This window comes from Pedobacter alpinus, from assembly GCF_042684645.1.
GTDB lineage: Bacteria > Bacteroidota > Bacteroidia > Sphingobacteriales > Sphingobacteriaceae > Pseudopedobacter > Pseudopedobacter alpinus.
Genome location: NZ_JBHULV010000025.1, coordinates 54,488 through 76,618 on the forward strand (window position 1 = coordinate 54,488; position 22,131 = coordinate 76,618).

Here is a 22,131-nt window from a genome sequence, read left to right on the forward strand (position 1 = left end):
TTTTAAATTAATTATTATGAAAAAATTATTACTATTAACTTTTGTATCCCTTATTAGTTTTACAGCATATGGGCAAAATTCTACAAAAAATTGGGAAAAATTAGCTGGAAATGCTGAACCTTCTTTCTCGTGGTTTACAACGACCGGTGCTAACGTTAATAGTTGTGCATATAATCCAATAACTGATAAGTTATATGTTTCAAATAGACAAGTTGGGATTTATATCATAAACCCAGCAACTGGAGCTATAACAGGTAATTTAAATATAACTGGAATCACTTTGGCAGGTTCTTTAGCGTTCCATAAAATTAGAGTAACTCCTACTGGTGAAATTTTCGCAGCATCATTAAGAACCTCAACGGCAAATGGAAATACTTTTGTTTATTATTGGGCTAGTGAATCGGCTGTGCCAGTTTTGATAGGTAATGCAACAACTGGAATATCTTTATTAAGTGAAAGATCTGCTGATGCTTTCGCCTTAACCGGTTCTGGTAATAATGTTGTTATGTATTTTGGAGGAAGCGGAACTAGTAATTTACAAGTAGTAAATAAAAATGGAACTGGAATTACAAACTTTGTAAAAATAAACAATATTGCTTTAACCGTATCTGGCTCGGCAAGATCTAGCATTGCACCGGTTACAACTGGTATAACCTCAAGCGTCTGGATAAGTGGAGCAGCTGCTCAAAAAAAGTTAATTACTTCAACAGGAACAGTTACAAAGGCATTAGCAGACAATGTTTTATCTTCTACAGGTAGTTATACCTCTTTAAATTCTATTAGTAATAAATTTGCTAGTTTAGAATATTTTGAAATTGATTCTAAACAATTTTTAGTCGCTACAGGTGCAAATGATAGTCCCACCTCAACCGGTGGTACGACAGGTGAAGGTTTGATTTTACATATTTACGACGTAACAGACGTTAATAATGTAAAATTAGTTGAAACTACAAAGCTATCAAATACTTATAATGCCAATACTACTCCAGGAACTGATGTTACAATTAAAAAAGTTTTGAATGTTGATGGTACATATACAGTAACATTTTTTCAGCTTATAAATCATAATGGTTTAGCTTCTTACACTTTAAACTTTAAAGCAGACGGCACCCTTCCAGTTTCCCTAACCTCATTTGCAGCAGCCTTCACAAACAACCAAAACAGTTTAACTTGGGCAACAAGTTCAGAAAGTAACAGTGCTGGTTTTGATATTGAAAGTAGTATCGATGGATTAGCATTTAATAAAATAGGTTTTGTTGCTTCTAAAGGAGTAAATGGAAGCTCTTCTGTTAACTTAAATTATTTTTACGAAGATAAAACAGCAACATCTGGCACAACTTACTACCGTTTAAAACAAATAGATAAAGACGGAAAATTTGAATACTCTGAGATTAAATTTGTTAAAAATCTACTTTTAGAAAATCAAAACTCTTTTAAAATTTATCCTAACCCAACTACAGATTATGTGGAAATAACAGGAAAAAACCAAGAAGAAGTTACAGTACAATTATTTACTAGTTTTGGTAAAGAAGTTAAAGCTGAGTTAGTTAACGGAAGGATAAACATGTCTGCTTTGGACGCAGGAATTTATGTTTTAAGAATAAGCAAAGAAGGTAAAGTATTGCAAAGCAACAAAATAGTAAAGCAATAAATAAATATTGCAATAAACTGCGTTTTTGTGTGTGAAAAATAAAATATCTGCACAAAAACGCATATTTAAAAAATTATTCTTATCTTAGTTATTCGATAATTATCAAGCGGTTAAACAAAATTTAATTAAACAAAAATCATTAATTATGAGATTAAGACTAATTGCTGTTGCTTTTGGGCTCATGTTGTTTTCATTGCAGCTTTTGGCGCAAGAAAAGCGAGTGACTGGAAAGGTAACTAGTGCAGATGATGGATTGCCCTTACCTGGCGTTTCTGTTTCTATAAAGGGTGGTGCTAAAGTTACCCAAACAGATTTAGAGGGAGCTTATGCAATTTCTGTTCCTTCAAACGCAACATTAGTGTTTACTTTTGTTGGGATGACGCAACTGGAAAAAGCAGTCGGCGAAAATGCTGTTTTAAACGTTGCGCTTTTAGCGGATGCAAGAGCGCTAAACGAAGTGGTAGTAACTGCTTTAGGTATTGAAAGAGACAAAAGAACTTTAACTTATTCTGTACAAACAGTTAAAGGCGATGATTTGAGAGAGTCAAATCAGTCAAATATTATTAATGGTTTACAAGGGCAAATTGCCGGAGCGCAAATTACCTCATCAGGTGGTTCTCCAGGTTTACCTTCAGAAATTATTTTAAGGGGGGTTTCTTCTTTAACAGGAGATAACCAACCGTTAATGATTGTTGATGGAATTAGGGTAAGTAATGCTTCAACAAACGGTACGATAAATAGACTTGCGGATTTTAATCCAGAAGATATTCAAGATATTTCTATCCTTAAAGGTGCAGCCGCTGCAGCGCTATATGGTATTGATGCTGCTTCTGGCGCAATTATCATTACTACTAAAAAAGGAAAAATAGGAGACATTCAAATTAATGGAGGATACAAGTCATTTTTAGAAACCGTTGGTAAAACACCTAGTCAACAAAGTTTGTTTACAACAGGTATAGGTGGTATTTTTGATGAAAGATCAACTTCTTCTTGGGGTCGTAAATTTAGATTTGACGAGCCTATTTACGATAACATAAATAGATTTTTTGAAACTGGTTTAGTAAATGATGTTAACTTAAATGTTAACGGTGGTACAGAAAAATATAATTATTACATGTCTGGAAACTATAGAGATGGATCTTCTATAATACCAAACACAAATTCAGATAAATTATCTTTTTTAATTAAAGGTACTGCTAAACTATCAAAAAAATTAACTCTTGGCGCATCAGCTAATTACATTAACAATAATATTAAAGAGGGTATAGTAGGCGGTACATCAGGAGGCTATGCCAATAGTATTTATTTATATCCAAGACGTTTTGATATATTAAATTATCAAAACCCAAATGGTACTCCGGCTTACGAGTTTCAAGATTTAACAGGCTCTGATGAGACATTGATACTTTCACCATTGTGGAATGTAATGAGAAATCCGAGAAATACTGCAACTCAACGTATAGTTTTAAACAGTAATTTTGATTACAAGGTAAATGATTGGATTAATCTTTCTTACAGGGTAGGTCAAGATTTTTATAATCAAACTTATTCTAACATAACTACGGAGGGAACACCAGGGTCGTTACCAGGTAGGTTATTTGAAAACAAAGGTAATTACTTATTTAATACAAACATTTTTAACAGTACGTTTGATAAACAAATAACCAAAGATTTAAGAGCTACCGCAATTTTAGGGGGCTCCTCAGAATATTTTGAGGCTAAAACTAATGCATTTGCTGGTGAAAATTTTATAGTTCCTGGGATATATAGTGTTAATAATATTGATAGGAGCAACCTTACAGTAACAGAAGGATTTTCTAGAAGAAGACGCTATGCTACCTACGGTGATATTAAATTAGATTACAAAAATATGTTAAGCATAGGTATTACAGGAAGAAATGACTGGACATCTACTTTACCTCTTCAAAACAGATCTTTTTATTCTCCTTCATACTCCGGTAGTTTTGCATTTTCAGAATTGTTTGACAACAGAAATTCATGGTATGGTAAGTTAAGAGCCAGTTATGCAAAAGTTGGTAAGGACGCACCAATTTATAGAACAAATACTAATTTAAGACAATTTCAAGGTGTTGGTGGTGGTTATCAAAATGACCCAACCGGAGGAAATTCAGATCTATTACCAGAAACTACTATTGAAAAAGAATTTGGTGCAGAATTTAAATTGTTTAAAAACCGCTTAAGCATAGATGCAACTTATTATGATAAAGAAAGTAGCAACCAAATTGTTACCGCAAGAGTTCCACTAACCACTGGTTTTGTAATTAAAGCATTTAATGCTGGTAGGTTACGCAACAGAGGGGTGGAAGTTTCGCTAAATGGTAATCCTATTAAAACCAAAAACTTTAATTGGAATGTTACTTTAAACGGTTGGAAAAATACATCTAAAATGTTAGAATTTCCCGGGCAAATTACTGTTTTTCCATACACATTTGGTCAACCCTATACAGCAGCTATTGCCGGTTCTATGTTAAATATGCCAGTGTTAGGTATTATAGGTACAGATTATGCTAAAAATGAAGATGGATTTACGATTATTGATCAAACAGGATACCCTGTTATCAATTCTCAAAACTCACAACAATATATTGGAAACAGAGAGCCAAAATTAAATATTGGCTTATTAAACAAATTTAATTATAAAACTTTTTCACTATCCTTTTTATGGGATTTCCGTTTCGGAGGCGATGTTTACAATGCAACGCGTTTAGGTATGGTTTCGAGAGGAATTGCTGAAGATATTGGAGAATACAGAGACAAAATGTATGTATTTAATGGAGTTGTGCAACAAACAGATGGTTCATTTGTGAAAAATACAAGGGAAGTTGCATTAGATTTTCCATTTTTCACAAACAGATACACACCAGTTGGATCCAACTTTATAGAAACAGTTAATTGGGCAAGAGTTAGATATATCACTTTTGCGTATTCTGTACCTAAAAGTATAGCAGAAAAATTAAAAGTAGGAAGATTAAGTTTTGAACTATCTGCACAGAACCCTATTTTAATTACTAATTATTCTGGCGGAGACCCTGAAGTAAATAGCGCAGGACCAAATGCCGGTGGCGGTGGTGGTAGCACAATGGGCGTCGATTTTGGAAATATTCCACTTTCTAGATCTTATTCATTAGGACTAACAGTAGGATTTTAAATATAAAAACATGAAAAGTACTTTAAAATCAATTTCAGTTTTATTACTTGCTTTAACATTATCAACTTCTTGTTCTAAACTTGATATTAATGTTAATCCTGTAAACCCGGTAACATCACCTTCAAACTTAAGGTTGCCAGCTATTTTGGGTAATATGGCCTACCATAATTATTCTCATGCTCGTTTTTCAAGTTTTCATTCTTTTTACATAACCACTAGGTTAAACAATTCAAGAATCGAGTCTCAATTAGATTACAGTGGGATCACTCGTTTGGGTGCTTGGAGATGGCATTATTTTGATGTGGGTAGTAATTGCAGAGGCTTAATTGAAACCGCTGAGCGTGAAGGATCTTTTAATTATTTGGGTGTTGCTAAAATTATGTTAGCTTATTCTTATTTAACAGCAACAGATTCTTTTGGCGATATGCCATATTCTGAAGCTTATGGTGCAAGTTTCAACCCAGTTTATGATCGTCAGGAACAAGTTTATGATGGTATTGAGCAACTATTAGACGAAGGATTGGCCGATCTTGCAAAAGCAAATTCTGCTACTGATAGAGTGATGAATGCTACATCTGATTTGCTTTATCAAGGAGATTTACAAAAGTGGGCTGCATTTGCTAAGGCTGTAAAATCAAGAATGTATTTACATACTGCTAATTTTGATAATGGCTACGATCGTTTAATTACAACGGTTAATGATGCCTTAACAAATTTTGACGGTGCTATTTACAAGTACCCAATAGGTGCAGAAAGAGAGTGGGAAACTAATTTATGGGGACCAAGGGTTGCAAGTCCTGAGTTTAATTTTGCCGACATTAGAAATAATTTGGTAGAATCAGTTCATACAGATTTTTTGATGAATTTTTTAACTATCAATCAAGCAAACTCAGAATATGATCCTCGTTTATTCAAATTAACAACTCCAGGAGCAAATAACCGATACTTATCTGCTAAATCTTCAGAAGGTTTATCAACTTTAGGTTTACCTACTGGTACCACATTAGCAGATTTTGCCAATCTATACAATGGCACATGGACAAGAAACGATTCTCCATCTCCCTATATACTTAAAGAAGAACTGTATTTTATAAAAGCCGAAGCAGCTTTTTACAAAGGAGATTTACCTACAGCACATGCGGCTTATAAATTAGGAATTGAAACTAATTTAAATACTGTTGGCGTTGCGCAAAATGATATTACGGCATACATGGCATCAAACCGTGTAATTGCCGACCCGCTCGCTTTAAAAATTAGTGATATCATGATGCAAAAATACGTTGCATTGTACTTACAGTCTGAAAGTTGGGTAGATATGCGGAGATATGGCTATAGCACAACAGCTTATCCAGGTATATATTATCCAAGAAATGCGCTTGCAGAGTGGCAAGGAAGATTTATACAACGTCTTCCTTACGATAGACAAACAGAATATATTTATAATCCACAAGAAATTGCAAGATTAGGTGCAGACGCTAGAAATTGGGTGTTTAATCCGGTATGGTGGGCAGAACAGTCACAATTAAAAAACTAACAGTATGAAATTTTATAAAATATTTTTAGTGGCAGGCTTGGCAATCGGTATGTTGTCATGTAAAAAAGAAAGTCAAATTACAGATTTAGGTAATCCAACGGCAAGTAATGCAGCCCGAGCTACCTTAAGGGTAAGTTTAAATAACAGAGCTCCCGCAGTTGGTGATTCAATTGTACAAACTGCATCAACATGGCATGTTAATGATAATATAGACAAAATTGAATTTTCTGAAACTGTTGTAGAGAAATTTGCAGTTAATATTACATTGGCTAATACTACTTTAAATTCAGTTGTTGATGCTAAACCTGTTTTTTTAATCGTTGATTCAGTAGCTAAGAACAACATATTTAGAACGATAACTAATCAAAATAATGAATTTGATAGCTTTTTTGAAACGTTCTCTGATGCTTATGTAATTAGAGATGTATATAAAAAGTTTATTCCTAAAGACATTAAAGATGCAGATTTAATAAATTCACTAACAAATGAAGGATTTGCTTCACTTAAAAATCATTTAGGATTTAATATTAACATAGCTGATTACAGGCTTCTTTTTCCTGGTGCTCCAAGCACTCATTTCTCTGGTGCAGTTCTTAGTTCGATTGGGAGAGCAAATTTAAATGCAAATTTAACAAAACAGCTTTTAATTTCTAATGGTTTACAAACAGCTACTAAAAAAGGCGATTTGATAGTAAGCTTAAAAGTAAAAGTATTTTCAGAAACCACTGCTTCTAATGAGGTTGTAAATGTATTTATTGCAAAATATTAAAACATGTTAATGATGAAAAAATATTTAATTTATTTAACAACTATAATTTTACTTGTTGCAGGCTGCAAACAAGATGAAATTAGTAGAATTACTCCAACTGGAGATTTCGATGTTTATTTTGATTTTCCAATAGGTACAATTACAGCACCCACAAAGTTGATTTTAACCAATCGATCTAGATTTTCAGATCGGTTTTTATGGAAGTTTCCACAAGGGAAAACCTTAGTTGGAACAAATTTACTAGATGTTAGTACTTCTGAAAAAGTAATTCCAGATACCATTGTGTATGCTATACCTGGCACTTATAAAATTACTTTAACAGGCTGGCAAGATGGTAAAATTGATTCTATTACAAGAGATTTAATAGTTAGAAAAAGACAACCAACCATTACTGCCCCTGCAAATATCGAAGTTTTAAATAGCTATCAGTTTTTTGGTGCAGCCTTTAAATTTCCAGATAAAGACATTACTTTTTCTTGGAATTTTGATGAACCTGGCTTAGTATCTAACGAGCAAAATCCTACAGTTGCATTTACACGAGAAGGCTTACATACAATTACGTTAACAGTTAATGATGGCGACGAGGTTTTGGTTGTAACCAGAATTGTTGATGTAAGAGGCGAATTAGCTAAAAGCTTGTATTTTACTGATGCGATAACACAAAGAATTTATCGTTATAGTTTTGCGCAAAATGCAGTAGTACAACAAATTCCTATATCAACAACTATTCATCCATTATCAATAAGTATCGCCAACAACAAAATATATGTTGCAGAAACTGGCTTGGGCTTAAGATTTAGTAGTGGTATTAATGCCGCAGCAGATGGAAGCATAACATCATACAATTTAAATGGATCTAATCCTGTTGTGTTAACAAAATCTTCAGTTGCTGCTGGAACCGTTGACTATAGAAACGACCCTTGGATGCACACTTTTGATAACAGCGGAAACATTTGGTGGACAGAAAGAAACGGTGGTATAAGAACTTTACCAGTTAATTCTGTGGAAGCTCCTTATCCTTTAGCCAAAATGGCTTTAACAGCTGCAAATGCAGGGGTATCAACTGCAACTTATTTTGATGGAGGTATTCAGTTTGTAAACAATGAAATTTGGTTATCAAAAACTGCAACAACAGGTAAAGGAATTTGGCGTTTTAATACTGATGGAACTTTTATAGGTCCGCTTGGTGGCGCAATTATGAATTCTGCCATTAGGTCTTTTGTTATAGATCCTGTTAATCAAAAGATATATTATGCTGTTAATGTTGGTGCGGTTGGTCTTTACAGAGCAGATATAAATGGAAACAACATTATTGCCATTGATAATGGAGCCGGTATGCAAATTGGAACTAATGGTTTCTCTGCCGAAGGTTCTGCAAACGAACATATTTATATTACCGGTTTAGCAATAAATAACGACTCAACTTTACCAACAGGTGGATTTATATACTATGGTTATAGAAGTGATTTAGATATTACAGGAGATCCAAATGCACCAACCATAAGGAATAGACCGGCAATAAATTCTGGTGTAAAAAGATATCCATTAAATGGAAGTGCAGCGCCAAGTTTTATACCAGCAACTATGGGTTATGCTCCTTATGGTATCGCAATAGATAATACAAGAAGATAAATATTTAAACACAGATGTCATTTAAAAAAAATGACATCTTCATAAAAATAAATCAGATATGAAAAAGTTATTTTTTTTAGCCTTTCTAAGTATCATTATGCTACAGGCATGTGAAAAGGAGGTCGCAATTGTTCCTGATGGATACAATACTGGAATTTTAAATGTAAAACCTACCACACCTTACGTTTCAAATCAGGATTTCAAAATTGTTGCCTATTATTCTGAAGCTAGAGAAATAGATTCTATTGCCTTAGCGAAGTTTAAAATGGTAACTCATATTCATTATGCTTTTGCTTATCCAAATGCAAATGGCACTATAAAAGCAATTTTAAGACCTGCGAATTTCAGTAAGATGAGAAATTTAGCGAAAGAAAACGGACTTAAATTTGGTGTATCCATTGCTGGAGTATCTGCTGCTGAGAAAGAAATTTTTGAAAACATCATCAAGGATCCTGAGTTAAGAGCTATATTTATTCGTAACATAGTTGAATTTGCAGTCAATAACCAATTAGATGGTATTGATATAGATTGGGAATACCCTAACGCAAACTTAGGGCAGCATATCAGTTATGAGTCTTTTATGAAAGATTTATCAGTAGAATTACATGCTTGGCATAAATATTTAAGTGCAGCTGTAACAGCTGGTGTTTTTCCGGGTGGTATTAGAGATGGTATAACTTTAGGAGCAGTAGAAGCTATGGATTTTATAAATTTAATGGCTTATGATGGTGCGGGTTATAAAAGTAATCCAAACCATGCATCTATGGTTTTAACACAAGATGTAATAGATTATTGGTTAAACCAAAAAGGTATACCAAAATCAAAGGCAGTTGTTGGAATACCTTTATATGGCAAAAATCCAGCAAATGCAGCACTAACATTTAGGGATATGCTGAGACAAGGTGCAAATCCTCTTGAAAACTCGTTTACAGTTGCAGGTACAACTTACTATTATAACGGAATACCCACTGTTAAAGATAAGGCAACATTAATTAAAGAAAAGGCTAATGGCATTATGTTTTGGGAATTTTTTCAAGATGTTAACGGATCAAACTCTTTAGTTAAAGCAGCAAATGATGCTATAGGCAGAGCTTATTAATATATTATTAAGACTTGAAAATTTAACTCAATTTATTAAGTATTAATTGGCAACTGATTAAAAAATATAATCGGTTGTCAATTATTCAAAAACTAAATTTTTTATGTTAAAAAAGTATGCTCTTTTATTTCCATTATTTTTTGTTGTAGCTAGCAATTATTTGTATGCACAAAATAAAGATAACGCTTCAAAAAGAGAATTTAGAGCGGTTTGGATAGCAACCGTTAAAAATATTGATTGGCCATCAAAACCCGGGTTAAGTACTAGTAAGCAACAAAAAGAGCTAGTTGATATTTTAGATGCGCATCAAAAAAATGGTATCAATGCCATTATGTTTCAAATAAGACCATCTGCTGATGCTTTATATGCTAAATCTGAAGAACCTTGGGCTTCTTTTATTACCGGTAAGCAAGGTGTTGCGCCAAATCCTTTTTACGATCCTTTAGATTTTGTAATAACAGAAGCTCATAAAAGAGGGATGGAGTTGCATGCCTGGTTTAATCCATACAGAGCAACAAATGATTTGGATGAAAAATCTATCAGCGAAAAGCACATTACCAAAACAAAACCCGAATGGTTTTTTACCTACGCATCAAAAAAGTATTTTAATCCTGCTTTGCCAGATGTAAGGACATATATCAATAAAATAGTGATGAATGTGGTACGCTCTTACGATATTGATGGTGTACACTTTGATGATTATTTTTATCCTTACCCAAGCAAAGAACCTTTGCCAGATAGCACTTCTTTTGCTGCTAATAATAGGGGAATTAAAGATATAAATGATTGGAGAAGAGATAATGTAGATTTGTTAATTAAAGGGATAGCTGATAGCATCCGCAATTCCAAAAATCATGTAAAATTTGGAATTAGTCCTTTTGGAATTTGGAGAAACTTAAAAGAAGACCCTCGAGGTTCGGATACCAACGGCTTATCTGGTTATAGTGCTTTATATGCTGATGTTTTAAAGTGGACAGAAAAAGGATGGTTAGATTATGTGAATCCTCAAGTTTATTTTCCTTTTAATTATGCTCCGGCAGCTTATGAAAAATTAACAGATTGGTGGGCTAAAAATTCATTTGGCAAACATGTTTACATCGGTCATGGAGTTTATCGTTTAACAGAAAAGAAAAACGGTTGGGAAATACCAAGTCAGATGCCAGATCAAATTCAGTATTTGAGAAAAAACAATAATATACAAGGAAGTATTTTCTTTAGCTCAAAATCTGTTACTAATAATTTAGGTGGTTTTCAAGATTCTTTAAGAACCAATTTATATAAAACAATAGCTTTACCACCAACTATGGCTTGGTTAGATCATGTTCCACCGTCGGCACCATTGTCCTTAAAATTTATAAAAAACAATAATTCTGTAATCTTAAGTTGGGATAAACCTTACGCTGTTAGAGATGGCGAAACGGCTTACGGTTACGTAATTTATAGAACCAGCGGCAAAGAAACATTAGACATTAACAACCCTAAAAATATTTTGAAAGTAATTTATGGTGATGTTTTAACATTTGTAGATAATAGCGTAAAAAAAGGACGTAGCTATAATTACACCATTACCGCAATTGATAGGCTAAAAAACGAAAGTAGCCAAGCAAATCAATTACAGGTTATTTTTGATTAACAAATAATTATAAATCAATTAAAATATAGCCTTAATTTAAGGCATTTAAATATATGGCAAACATGGAAATAGTTACAGAAAAAGAATCCAATTATAAGAATTTGGATAAAATGTCTGTTAAAGAAATTCTTATTAATATAAATAGAGAAGATAGTACTATTACTGCGGCAGTAGCAAAAGTAATTCCTCAGATAGAGGCATTGGCAATTGTTACTGCCAATAAAATGGCCAAAGGTGGGCGTTTGTTTTACATTGGGGCTGGAACAAGCGGCAGGTTAGGTGTTTTAGATGCATCTGAATGTCCACCAACTTTTGGAGTTCCGTTTGATTGGATTGTAGGAATTATTGCAGGCGGAGATGTGGCAATTAGAAAAGCCGTAGAATTTGCTGAAGATGATACTGAACAAGCTTGGAAAGATTTACAAGAATATAATATTACAGATAAAGATGTTGTGGTAGGTATTGCAGCATCAGGCACTACGCCTTACGTAATTGGAGGCTTAAAAAAAGCCAATGCAGAAAATATTATTACTGGTTGTGTGGTTTGTAACGCAAATAGCCCAGTTGGTGCAGTTGCTTTATATCCAATAGAAGTTGTTGTAGGACCAGAGTTTGTTTCGGGTTCAACACGTATGAAATCTGGTACGGCACAAAAATTAATTTTAAATATGCTAAGTACCACAGTAATGATTAATTTAGGCAGGGTAAAAGGTAATAAAATGGTTGATATGCAATTAACCAATCATAAATTATTTGAACGTGGTGTGAAAATGATTATGACCGAAACTGGGGTTGATGAAAATACTGCAAGAACATTATTAGAGGTGCATGGCAGCGTAAGAAAATCAATAGAAAATATTAATAAATAAGTTTAAAACAGTTTAAATATCAATATGGAACCAATTTTACTTTTATCATTTTTAGTAGTTTATTTTGCTGTTTTAATTGGTATTTCTTACTTCACATCTAAAAACACATCAGATAATTCTAGTTTTTTTATAGCCAACAGAAACTCAACTTGGTATTTTGTTGCTTTCGGAATGATAGGGACTGCTTTATCAGGAGTAACTTTTATATCTGTACCTGGTGCGGTAGAAAAGAGTGCATTTGGTTATTTTCAGTTTGTATTAGGCAATGCGGTAGGTTTTATATTTATAGCAACCGTATTATTGCCGTTGTATTATAGAATAAATCTGATATCTATTTACACCTATTTAGAGAAAAGGTTGGGGTACTGGAGTTACAAATCTGGTTCTATGATTTTTTTAATCTCTCGTACAATAGGTTCTGCATTCAGACTTTATTTAGTAGCAATTGTACTTCAAAAATTCATTTTTGATGCTTGGAATGTTCCTTTTTGGGTAACTATTGTTATCTGCTTGTTATTAATTTGGTCTTATACTTTTAAAGGAGGTTTAAAAACAATCATCATAACAGATACCCTACAAACGGTATTTCTACTGTCATCAGTAGTGCTTTCAATTTATTTTATTTCTAGCAGTTTAGATTTAAATATTGCACAAACCTTTGAAACCATTAAAGAAAGTTCGTATTCAAAAATATTCTTTTGGGATAATTTCGCCACCAACAAAAACCACTTTCTAAAGCAATTTTTAGGTGGTTTGTTTATCACTATAGCCATGACAGGGCTTGACCAAGATTTGATGCAAAAAAACCTAAGCTGTAAAAATATTGGCGAGGCACAAAAAAACATGCTCACTTTTACAGGTGTTTTTGTTTTGATAAACCTGTTTTTCTTAAGTGTTGGTGCACTGTTATACATTTATGCACAAAATAAAGGAATTGATGTTACTCAATTGGCAACACCAGATCATCTTTTTCCAGAAATTGCTTTAAATCAGTTAGGTGCTTTACCTGCTACAGTATTTATGTTGGGTTTAACAGCAGCAACTTTTGCCACTACAGACTCGGCTTTAACAGCTTTAACTACATCTTTTTGTGTAGATTTTTTGCATTTTGATAAAAAGGAAGATTATAATTCAAAGCAATTAATAAACACTCGCCATACCGTTCACGTAGTTTTCTCTTTCCTTATTTTTTGCGTGGTTTTGGTTTTTAAACTAATTAATGATGATTCTGTTGTTAACGCAATTTTTAAAGCTGCTGGTTACACTTATGGGCCACTATTAGGTTTATTTGCGTTTGGTATGTTATGTAAACGGTCCGTTAAAGATGTTTTAGTGCCATTTATTTGCATTTTAGCGCCCGTTTTAACTTTTGTGATTGATAAAAATTCAATAGCATGGTTTAATTATGCAGTTGGGTTCGAATTAATTATTATTAATGCAACAATTACAGCAATATGCTTGTTATTAATTAGTAAAAAATCAACAACTGCAACTAATTTTTAATTTCTCATTTTATAATTAATGCTTTCCATACCTCAACTTTTAAATTCTGTTTTACCAGAAAATAGAATAAAATCGAGATTGATTGACGTTGTAGCTTATGCTGCTGATGCTGGTTTTTATCATTTGCAGCCAATCGCGGTAGTTCAGCCAGTTTCAGAATTGGAAATAGTTAATTTGTTTAAATTTTCTCATCAGTACCAAATCCCATTAACTTTTAGAACTGGCGGTACAAGTTTATCAGGTCAATCAATTACAGATGGTATTTTGGTTGACTTAAGTCAGCATTGGAATAAGATTTGGATAGAAGAAAGCGGTACTCATGTTAGGGTACAACCCGGCATTATTGGAGCTACCGTAAATCATCATCTTCATAAATACGGTAAAAAAATAGGTCCCGATCCTTCAAGTATTAGTGCCGCAATGATGGGCGGTATATTGTCTAATAACTCAAGCGGAATGTGCTGCGGAGTGCACCACAACTCTTACCATACCACCAAGCATATCAAATTTATTTTGCCAAACGGTAAAACTTATTCAACCGAGTTTGAAGCTGATTATGATCGTTTTTATGAAGAATGTCCAGAAATATTCAATCAATTACAAGCTTTAAAAACTAAGATTGAAGCAGATGATGAACTAAAATCACTCATCAGAAATAAATACAAAACAAAAAACACCGTTGGTTATGCTGTAAACGCTTTTATAGATTATGAAAAACCTTTAGATATACTTGCCCATTTGTTAATTGGTGCCGAAGGTACTTTAGGTTTTATTAGTGAAGCCGTTTTAAATACCGTTGATGATTATAAAGAAAAAGCATCAGCTTTATTGTATTTCCCTGATATTTACGAGGCTTGCAAAGCAATTCCTTCATTAACTTTAAGCGGTGCAGAAGCGGTAGAACTAATGGATAGAGCTTCTTTACGTTCTATAGAGCATATAATTGGTGTGCCAGATATTCTTAAAACTTTACCAGCATCAGCAGCAGCTTTATTAATTGAATATCAAGCAAATGATATAGATCAGTTAAATGAAAAGATTAATTACTTTTTAAAGGTTGCGCCAGAACTTACTTTATTAAATGACGCTGTTTTTTCTTATGACGCTAACGAGCAAGCCTTTTTATGGAAACTAAGAAAAGGAATGTTTCCGTCTGTTGGGGCAGTAAGAGCAAGTGGTACAACAGTAATTTTAGAAGATATTGCTTTTCCTGTAGATGTTTTAGGCGATGGTATTTTAGCATTGCAAGATTTGTTTAAAAAGCATGATTACGAAAACGCAATTATTTTTGGACATGCAAAAGATGGAAATATACATTTTGTTGTAACACAAGCTTTTAATACTCCTGATGAAATTAAAAGATACGATGCTTTTTTAAGAGATGTTGTTAATTTGGTGGTTAAAAAGTTTAATGGTACGCTAAAAGCAGAACACGGAACTGGCAGAAATATGGCTCCTTTTGTTGTAACCGAGTGGGGTGAAACTATTTATGGGATTATGAAAACTTTGAAAGAAGTGATAGACCCAAAAGCTTTATTAAACCCAGGTGTAATTATCAATAGCGATGCAAATGCGCATATAAAAAACTTGAAAGATTTGCCAAGTGTTGAGGAAGAAGTTGATAAATGTATGGAATGCGGTTATTGCGAGCCTGTTTGTCCAAGTAGAAATCTTACTTTAACGCCACGCCAACGTATTGTAACGCGTAGAGCATTATTAAATTTCAAAAAGAGAGGTCAAACAGAAAAACACCAAGAATTATTGGGGCAATACCAATATGATGGTTTAGAAACTTGTGCAGTAGATGGTTTATGTGCAAGTGCTTGCCCAGTAGATATTAATACGGGAGATTTGGTAAAACGATTGAGAAGAGAAAGCCATAACGATTTTGCTAAAAAAGCAGCTTTAACAGTGGCTAAAAACTTTGCTTTTATACAAGGAGTTGCTGGTTTAGCGGTACAAACAGGAGTAGGTGTAAATAACTTATTGGGTAAAAATACCATGTACCAATTTACCAAAGCAATAAAAAAGATAGTTCCAGTATTTCCTATATGGAGCAACCAATTAAGGCCTTTAGGTAAAAATCAAATACAGACAATAGCAGGAGAAAACGCTAAGGTTGTTTATATGCCAACTTGTATCTCTCGGATGATGGGAGGGTCAGTTACAAATCCAGAAGATAATATAATTACAACGATGGCTAAAATATCTGCTAAAGTTGGAATAGAATTTAAGTTTCCTAAAAATTTGAGCGCATTATGCTGCGGACAAATTTTTAGTTCAAAAGGTTACCATGATGCTTACGTATATAGCACCAACAAAACCATTGAAGATTTATGGGAAACAACTAACTTTGGTCAATTTCCGATAGTTTTAGATGTGAGTTCTTGCACCCAAACTTTATTAGCCAGCAGAAAAGTACTGTCAGAAATTAATATAAAAAGGTTCGACGATTTAAAGATTATTGATAGTATTACTTTTATTGCCGACTATATAGTACCTAAAGCTAAGGTATTAAGAAAAAAGAAAAACATAGTTCTGCATCCGGTTTGTTCTTTAAAAAAGATGGGTTTACAAAATCAGTTTTACAATATTGCTAAAGCTTTTGCCGATGAAGTAACCATTCCTTTTAATGCTGGTTGTTGTGGTATGGCTGGCGACAGAGGTTTCCTTTTTCCTGAACTTACAGCATCCGCAACACATTTTGAAGCCAAAGAAGTAATGGCAAGTGGCGATTTTGATGGACATTACTCTAGCGCAAAAACTTGCGAAATGGCAATGTCTGAAGCGGTTGGTAAAAACTATGAGTCAATAGTTTATTTGGTGAAAGAATGTATTGTTGATTAGGCTTTGAAGAAGTTAACTGTTAGTAAATGTGATATAATCATTTTTATATCACATTAAAAATTACAACTCCGTAAATATAAAAGCGTAAAAATCTAAATAAAGCCCATAACAGGTAATGTTTAAAATCGTATTTAATCAATCCACAGGCAAAACTAACAATGGAGTGGGGTAAAGGCAGCATGGCACCCACAACTACAAAAATACTTCCCCATTTTCTTAAATTAACTAAATGAATGGCTATTTTATTTTCCAAATAGTTTTTAACTACCGGAATTTTGAAAGTTAATTTTCCTAAGTAATAAGCTGTGATGCCTCCTAAATAAGATAGGGAAGCTAAACCAGTAAGGTAAAGCCACGGATTGCTCATTTTGGCACTCCAAGCTATAAAAATTTCTGGAGGCAATAAACCTAAAATAGTTTCGGATATGTAGAAAACTAAAAAAATAAATTTAGGAGAGTAATCATTTACCAAAGATTCAAATATTGCTCTGGTATCTAAAAAGAAATAATCTACAATAATAAAAATCAACAAAAAGATAGCTATAGTAATAGCACCTTTTATTGCCGTTTCTCTTAAAAAATTATAAAACTTTGTTATTTTGTAGTAGCGATTTAGTGCTACCATTTTATTCATTTTACTCACGATACGATATTCAAATAAAGGTAAATCATTAAAATATAACTAATTTAATGTTAATTTTTTTGTTCATATAAAAGCTATTAATAAACTTATTAATAGAATTTTATATGTACTTATCAAATAGGTTTTTTTTATTTTCCTTAAAGCTTTTAATTTAAAATCTTAGCTATGCTAAATAACCAAATTTACCTGCTCTAAAATCCGAATTGGCTTGTGCTAGTTCTTCTCTTGTATTCATTACAAAAGGTCCTTGATTAGCAATCGGTTCTTTAATTGGTTCTCCACTTAACACTAATACAATCGCATTTTCACTTGCTTCTATTGTAAAATTTTCACCCTCATTTGCTAATAAAGCTAAATTATCTGTAGGCACTTCTATGGTTTCATTAATAAAAATACTTCCTTCTATAACTAAAACAGCAGTATTAAAATCAGCTGGAAAACTAAAGTCTGCAATTGTTCCCTCTTTTAACTTTGCATTTAACATATTTATTGATGAAAATGTTGAAGCAGAACCTTTAACACCTTTATAACTTCCTGCAATTACCTCTATTTCTCCACCAATATCTGGTAAAACATATCTATTAATATTTTTATTATCTAAAGCTTGATATTTAGGAGTACTCATTTTATCTTTTGCTGGCAAGTTAACCCAAAGCTGTACCATCTGAAATAAGCCGCCAGTTTTACTAAAGTTTTCTTCGTGGTATTCTTTATGTAAGACGCCTGATGCAGCAGTCATCCATTGTACATCACCTTCGCCAATTATCCCGCCACCACCACTGCTGTCATGATGAGCAATTTTGCCTTGGTAGGCTATGGTAACAGTTTCAAAACCACGGTGTGGATGTACTCCAACACCTTTTGGAATATCGCTTGGTGCAAAATTAAATTTAGAATTATAATCCAACATAATAAATGGATCCATCCTTTGCATACTTAATCCTTGTGCACTTGGTATAAAATTATGTACTCTAAAACCATCACCTACAAAATGTGGCTGGCTTGGTGCTATTACTTTTTCAACGTTTTTTGTTCCCATTTTATTCAATTTATTATCAATTAAAATTGATTCCTATTTTGCCAATGGTTTTACCAGATTCTAGCATTTCATGTGCTTTCTTTAAGTTTTCTACAGTAAAACCTTCTAGAACTGTATTTAAAGTTCCTTTAAGCGTTTTGTTGTCTATTAAATCTGCAATGTTATCTAATATAATATGCTGTTTTGAAATGTCATCCGTTTGAAACATAGAACGGGTGTACATAAATTCCCAAGAAAAAGTGGCGCTTTTGGTTTATAATTTATTTAGAGCAATAGGCATATTGCTTCCTGTAATAGATGCGATATGGCCTTGTGGTTTAATAAGCTCCACCATGGCGTCCCAATAAGCGTTAGCATCAACAAAATCTAATATAAAATCTACTTGTGGGTAACCAGCGGTTTTCATGTTATTCACTAAATCATGAGGGTTTACAGTAACATCAGCCCCAAAATATGTACACCATTGCGCACTTTCTGGTCTGGATGCCGTTGCAATTACATTTAAACCAGCAATTTTTTTTGCTTACTGAATCGCAATTGAGCCCACACCACCAGCACCACCAATAATTAATAAGTTTTTGCCTTTATCTAAATCTTTATTAATTCTTAGCCTGTCGAACAAAATTTCCCAAGCTGTTAAACTGGTTAGTGGTAATGCAGCAGCCTCTGTGAAGTTTAAGCTCGATGGTTTTTTGCCTACAATTCTTTGGTCAATAGTTTGGTATTCTGCATTACATCCAGATTTCGTGATATCGCCAGCATAAAATACTTCATCACCAACATTAAATAAATCTACTTTTTCTCCTACAGCAACCACAATACCAGCAGCATCCCAACCAATAATTTTAGGCGTTTCTAAAACTGTATCAATAGCACTATTTTGTCTAATTTTATAATCTACCGGGTTAACAGCTATGGCTTTTAGTTTAACCAATAAATCTTGCGGACCAGGTTTTGGAATCTCTGTTTCAAATACAAAAAAACTATTTTCTTCCCTTATTGGTAACGATGTTTTAAATCCTATCGCTTTCATATTACAAATATCAATTTAATTAATCCCATTTATTTGCTGATGATAAAGCTAACTTTCCACCGCCTGTAAAAAACAAGGTTAATGCACCAAAAGTGTATAATCCTAATAACTCAACTCCCCAACCACCACTACTTGTTAAGGTTAAAATATCGGCAGAATGTACCAATAACATAGCAAATAAAGTCCCAGATATAAAAACGAGGGCTGCAAGCCTGGTTCTAAATCCTACAATTATTAAAAGTGGAGCAACAATTTCTGTGATATAAACGCCGTAAGCTAAAAGGCTTGGCAACCCTTTAGAAACTAGCATTCCTTCAATAAATTCAATACCACTTAGTTTTGCTATTCCATGTAATAACATTAAGCCTCCAATTGCTATTCTAAGAATCAGCAATCCTGCATTTGTGTTTTTATTCATTTTATAATTTATTAATTATCCCTAATTAAATGATTTAAAAAGCATATTCTAGTTGGAAAATGCGTTTGCAATTTGGTATCAATAATTGTCCCAAAAAACAAATTTTGAGTTGTTTTAAAGTAAAATTGATAAATGTTTGATTAAATAGTTAACACATTCTATTTTTTGATGAATTCAAAAAAATCAGTAATTGATTTAACCATATTTATATATTTGAAAAAAAATCAAAAAAAAACATGAATCCAAAGCAATTAGTAGGCGAAAAAGCAACCACTTATATTAAAGATGGAATGATAGTAGGTTTAGGAACGGGCTCTACAGCTTATTTTGCGATTATGAAAATTGGAGAATTGGTTAAAAATGGTTTAAGCATTAAAGGCGTACCTACCTCTAAAGCTACTGAAGAATTGGCTATTAGTTTAAATATTCCGCTATTGGCCATTGAAGATGTGGTAAAAATTGATGTTACCATTGATGGTGCAGATGAGTTTGATGCCAATAAAAACTTGACAAAAGGAGGAGGAGCAGCTTTATTAAGAGAGAAAATTATTGCTTCTGTAACCGATTTTTATGTGATAATTGCTGATGCAGCTAAAGGATCACAGTTTTTAGGAAGTTTTGCTGTGCCAGTTGAGGTGACAGCTTTTGGTAAGGAAATAACCATTGCACAATTAAAAGCCTTAGGTTGCATTCCAAAATTACGCTACAAAGAAGGAGAGTTGTTGCTTACAGATAATCAAAATTACATTGTAGATTGTAAATTTGAGAAAATCGAAAACCCTGCACAACTATCGGCACAAATGAATGCTTTGCCCGGTGTGGTAGAAAATGGTTTGTTTGCAGGCATGGCAAATGTAATTATTAGTGAAGATGGAAAAGGGAGTACTATTACTATTGATTAATCTTTCACTAAATTTTTAAAGCTATTAGGAGCGAAATTTATAAGTTCAATTGTGCTTAATTTTTGCGCTTCGTTATAGGCTATTTTAGAAATACTGCCGTAATCTATTTTCAAATTAAATACGTTTTCTAAAGGGAAATCTAATACATAAGAGAGTATAGAACGGATGTTGCCAGCATGGCAAATAATAACTATGTTTTCTTTATTTGTGGTACTACAAACTTCTTCGTAAAACGCTACACTACGCTCAAATAAATCAGCAAAATTTTCTCCTTTTTTTGTGCTGTAATTCACAAAATCGTCTTGCCAAAGTTTAACTTCTTTTGCAGGAATTTTATCCCAACCCTTCATTTCCCAATTGCCAAAATTTAGGTCATTTAATCTGCTCTCAATAGTGAAATTATCATCACTTAAATAGCTGGCTAATTTAGTACATCTCCGCAAGGGACTACTATAAAAAGCACAATTTTCAGTTGTGTTTAATTGCTCTTTTATCCAATCAAAACTTACTGTAAAGTTTTCTTCTAACGGTATTTCCGATTGGCCAAAACATAATTTTGTTGGATTGTAAACTGATGTATGTCTCACTAAATATATGCTTTTCATGAATTAATGCTTTAATTTTTATTAAGGATGAAATTGTATTTTTAGTTATATTAAATATACTAAGCTATTTATTGTCACTTTTTTTTAAAAACTGCATTACTTTGAAATTGGATTTTTTTAGCCTTGTAATAAATATTCAATTACCAAATTCTAAGTATATGTTAAATAGGAGTAATGATTTGAACTTGCTTAAAGTCTTTTTTAATCTGATACTTTCGCAAAAAAAATAGTGCTATTTCTATACGTATTTCTAAAAAAAAATAATTCTTCTAGGCTTCATTAAATATTTATATATGTTTAGCTAAAAAACAATCTACTTCTTAATTATTTGGCAAATTGACAAGTAAAAATTTAATTTTGTAACTAAACATAAAATATAGTAATACAGTTGTTTAAGTGATTTAATGAAATTTTTTGTTTAAATTAAAGATAAATTGGATATTGATTTGTTTAAGCATAGCAAAATATTATTCTGTTTAATCGATATTTAATATTTAAATTGTTAATAAATAGACACTTAAGTTTGGTTACTTATATTGTTAGTTATATTTATTATACGTTGCTATGAAATCAGTTCTCATTAGTTTAAATCGCTGTATTACGGTTGCAATAAATGCTTCATCTAAAATTTCGAACACACCATTTACACCGTTCAAAATATCCATTTCGGCAAGTTTATAAGTTTGCTCCAAAGTGCCCTGCTCAAATTTGATGATGAATTTGTTGTTCATAGAAAATATGGTAATCTTACATTCGGGGTGTGGTAATTCTGCTACAATTCTCAT

General features: G+C 32.8%; 18 protein-coding genes and 1 pseudogene. 11 read left to right on the top strand and 8 right to left on the bottom strand.

The features are described from left to right. Nucleotides 1-16: 16 nt before the first annotated feature. The 10 genes from ACFSSE_RS08565 to ACFSSE_RS08610 all read left to right on the top strand — a co-directional run bounded on the left by ACFSSE_RS08565 (nucleotide 17) and on the right by ACFSSE_RS08610 (nucleotide 16,706). Nucleotides 17-1,651, top strand: coding sequence for a T9SS type A sorting domain-containing protein (locus ACFSSE_RS08565; RefSeq protein WP_379042036.1), 1,635 nt, complete (start codon nucleotides 17-19; stop codon nucleotides 1,649-1,651). 145 nt (nucleotides 1,652-1,796) lie between these two features. Continuing rightward, on the top strand, nucleotides 1,797-4,820 hold the full coding sequence (locus tag ACFSSE_RS08570) for a SusC/RagA family TonB-linked outer membrane protein (protein ID WP_379042034.1): 3,024 nt from the start codon (nucleotides 1,797-1,799) through the stop codon (nucleotides 4,818-4,820). A 10-nt stretch (nucleotides 4,821-4,830) separates the two neighbouring features. Then, nucleotides 4,831-6,354, top strand: a complete 1,524-nt coding sequence (locus ACFSSE_RS08575; protein ID WP_379042032.1) for a SusD/RagB family nutrient-binding outer membrane lipoprotein — start codon at nucleotides 4,831-4,833, stop codon at nucleotides 6,352-6,354. A 4-nt stretch (nucleotides 6,355-6,358) separates the two neighbouring features. Then, the gene (locus ACFSSE_RS08580) at nucleotides 6,359-7,123 is read left to right on the top strand and encodes a hypothetical protein (RefSeq protein ID WP_379042030.1); all 765 of its coding nucleotides are present in this window, start codon (nucleotides 6,359-6,361) and stop codon (nucleotides 7,121-7,123) included. A 9-nt stretch (nucleotides 7,124-7,132) separates the two neighbouring features. Further along, nucleotides 7,133-8,755: a PKD domain-containing protein gene (locus ACFSSE_RS08585; protein ID WP_379042028.1), complete on the top strand. Its 1,623-nt coding sequence runs from the start codon at nucleotides 7,133-7,135 to the stop codon at nucleotides 8,753-8,755. 58 nt (nucleotides 8,756-8,813) lie between these two features. Then, nucleotides 8,814-9,854 carry a glycosyl hydrolase family 18 protein gene (locus ACFSSE_RS08590; RefSeq protein ID WP_379042026.1) on the top strand — a complete coding sequence of 347 codons (1,041 nt, stop codon included), beginning with the start codon at nucleotides 8,814-8,816 and terminating at the stop codon, nucleotides 9,852-9,854. A gap of 103 nt (nucleotides 9,855-9,957) precedes the next feature. Further along, nucleotides 9,958-11,487: a glycoside hydrolase family 10 protein gene (locus tag ACFSSE_RS08595; RefSeq protein WP_379042024.1), complete on the top strand. Its 1,530-nt coding sequence runs from the start codon at nucleotides 9,958-9,960 to the stop codon at nucleotides 11,485-11,487. 62 nt (nucleotides 11,488-11,549) lie between these two features. Then, a complete protein-coding gene (murQ, locus tag ACFSSE_RS08600) occupies nucleotides 11,550-12,356 on the top strand; it encodes an N-acetylmuramic acid 6-phosphate etherase (RefSeq protein ID WP_379042022.1) in 807 nt (268 codons plus the stop codon). A 24-nt stretch (nucleotides 12,357-12,380) separates the two neighbouring features. Continuing rightward, a complete protein-coding gene (locus ACFSSE_RS08605) occupies nucleotides 12,381-13,859 on the top strand; it encodes a sodium:solute symporter (RefSeq protein WP_379042020.1) in 1,479 nt (492 codons plus the stop codon). A gap of 18 nt (nucleotides 13,860-13,877) precedes the next feature. Further along, nucleotides 13,878-16,706 carry an FAD-binding and (Fe-S)-binding domain-containing protein gene (locus ACFSSE_RS08610; RefSeq protein ID WP_379042018.1) on the top strand — a complete coding sequence of 943 codons (2,829 nt, stop codon included), beginning with the start codon at nucleotides 13,878-13,880 and terminating at the stop codon, nucleotides 16,704-16,706. A gap of 43 nt (nucleotides 16,707-16,749) precedes the next feature. Here ACFSSE_RS08610 and ACFSSE_RS08615 read toward each other — a convergent pair whose 3' ends face one another. The 6 genes and pseudogenes from ACFSSE_RS08615 to ACFSSE_RS08640 form a co-directional block, all read right to left on the bottom strand. Next, on the bottom strand, nucleotides 16,750-17,331 hold the full coding sequence (locus ACFSSE_RS08615) for a YqaA family protein (protein ID WP_379042016.1): 582 nt from the start codon (nucleotides 17,329-17,331) through the stop codon (nucleotides 16,750-16,752). Nucleotides 17,332-17,512: 181 nt separating this feature from the next. Further along, on the bottom strand, nucleotides 17,513-18,388 hold the full coding sequence (locus ACFSSE_RS08620; RefSeq protein WP_379042014.1) for a pirin family protein: 876 nt from the start codon (nucleotides 18,386-18,388) through the stop codon (nucleotides 17,513-17,515). A gap of 16 nt (nucleotides 18,389-18,404) precedes the next feature. After that, a pseudogene (locus tag ACFSSE_RS08625) lies at nucleotides 18,405-18,620 on the bottom strand (zinc-binding dehydrogenase); the annotation flags it as partial. A gap of 21 nt (nucleotides 18,621-18,641) precedes the next feature. Then, nucleotides 18,642-18,902 (bottom strand): zinc-binding dehydrogenase, encoded by a 261-nt coding sequence (locus ACFSSE_RS08630; RefSeq protein ID WP_379042126.1) that lies wholly within the window; start codon nucleotides 18,900-18,902, stop codon nucleotides 18,642-18,644. Between the two features lie 9 nt (nucleotides 18,903-18,911). Continuing rightward, a complete protein-coding gene (locus ACFSSE_RS08635; RefSeq protein ID WP_379042012.1) occupies nucleotides 18,912-19,421 on the bottom strand; it encodes an alcohol dehydrogenase catalytic domain-containing protein in 510 nt (169 codons plus the stop codon). A gap of 19 nt (nucleotides 19,422-19,440) precedes the next feature. Then, the gene (locus ACFSSE_RS08640) at nucleotides 19,441-19,839 is read right to left on the bottom strand and encodes a DoxX family protein (RefSeq protein WP_379042010.1); all 399 of its coding nucleotides are present in this window, start codon (nucleotides 19,837-19,839) and stop codon (nucleotides 19,441-19,443) included. A gap of 236 nt (nucleotides 19,840-20,075) precedes the next feature. Between ACFSSE_RS08640 and rpiA the strand changes: the two genes are divergently transcribed. After that, entirely contained in the window at nucleotides 20,076-20,741 is a 666-nt protein-coding gene (rpiA, locus tag ACFSSE_RS08645) for a ribose-5-phosphate isomerase RpiA (RefSeq protein WP_379042008.1), read from the top strand. Here rpiA and ACFSSE_RS08650 read toward each other — a convergent pair. Both ACFSSE_RS08650 and ACFSSE_RS08655 read right to left on the bottom strand, forming a co-directional pair. Further along, entirely contained in the window at nucleotides 20,738-21,346 is a 609-nt protein-coding gene (locus ACFSSE_RS08650) for a histidine phosphatase family protein (protein WP_379042007.1), read from the bottom strand. The genes rpiA and ACFSSE_RS08650 overlap by 4 nt on opposite strands. 539 nt (nucleotides 21,347-21,885) lie before the next feature. Further along, nucleotides 21,886-22,131 (bottom strand): hypothetical protein, encoded by a 246-nt coding sequence (locus ACFSSE_RS08655; protein WP_379042005.1) that lies wholly within the window; start codon nucleotides 22,129-22,131, stop codon nucleotides 21,886-21,888.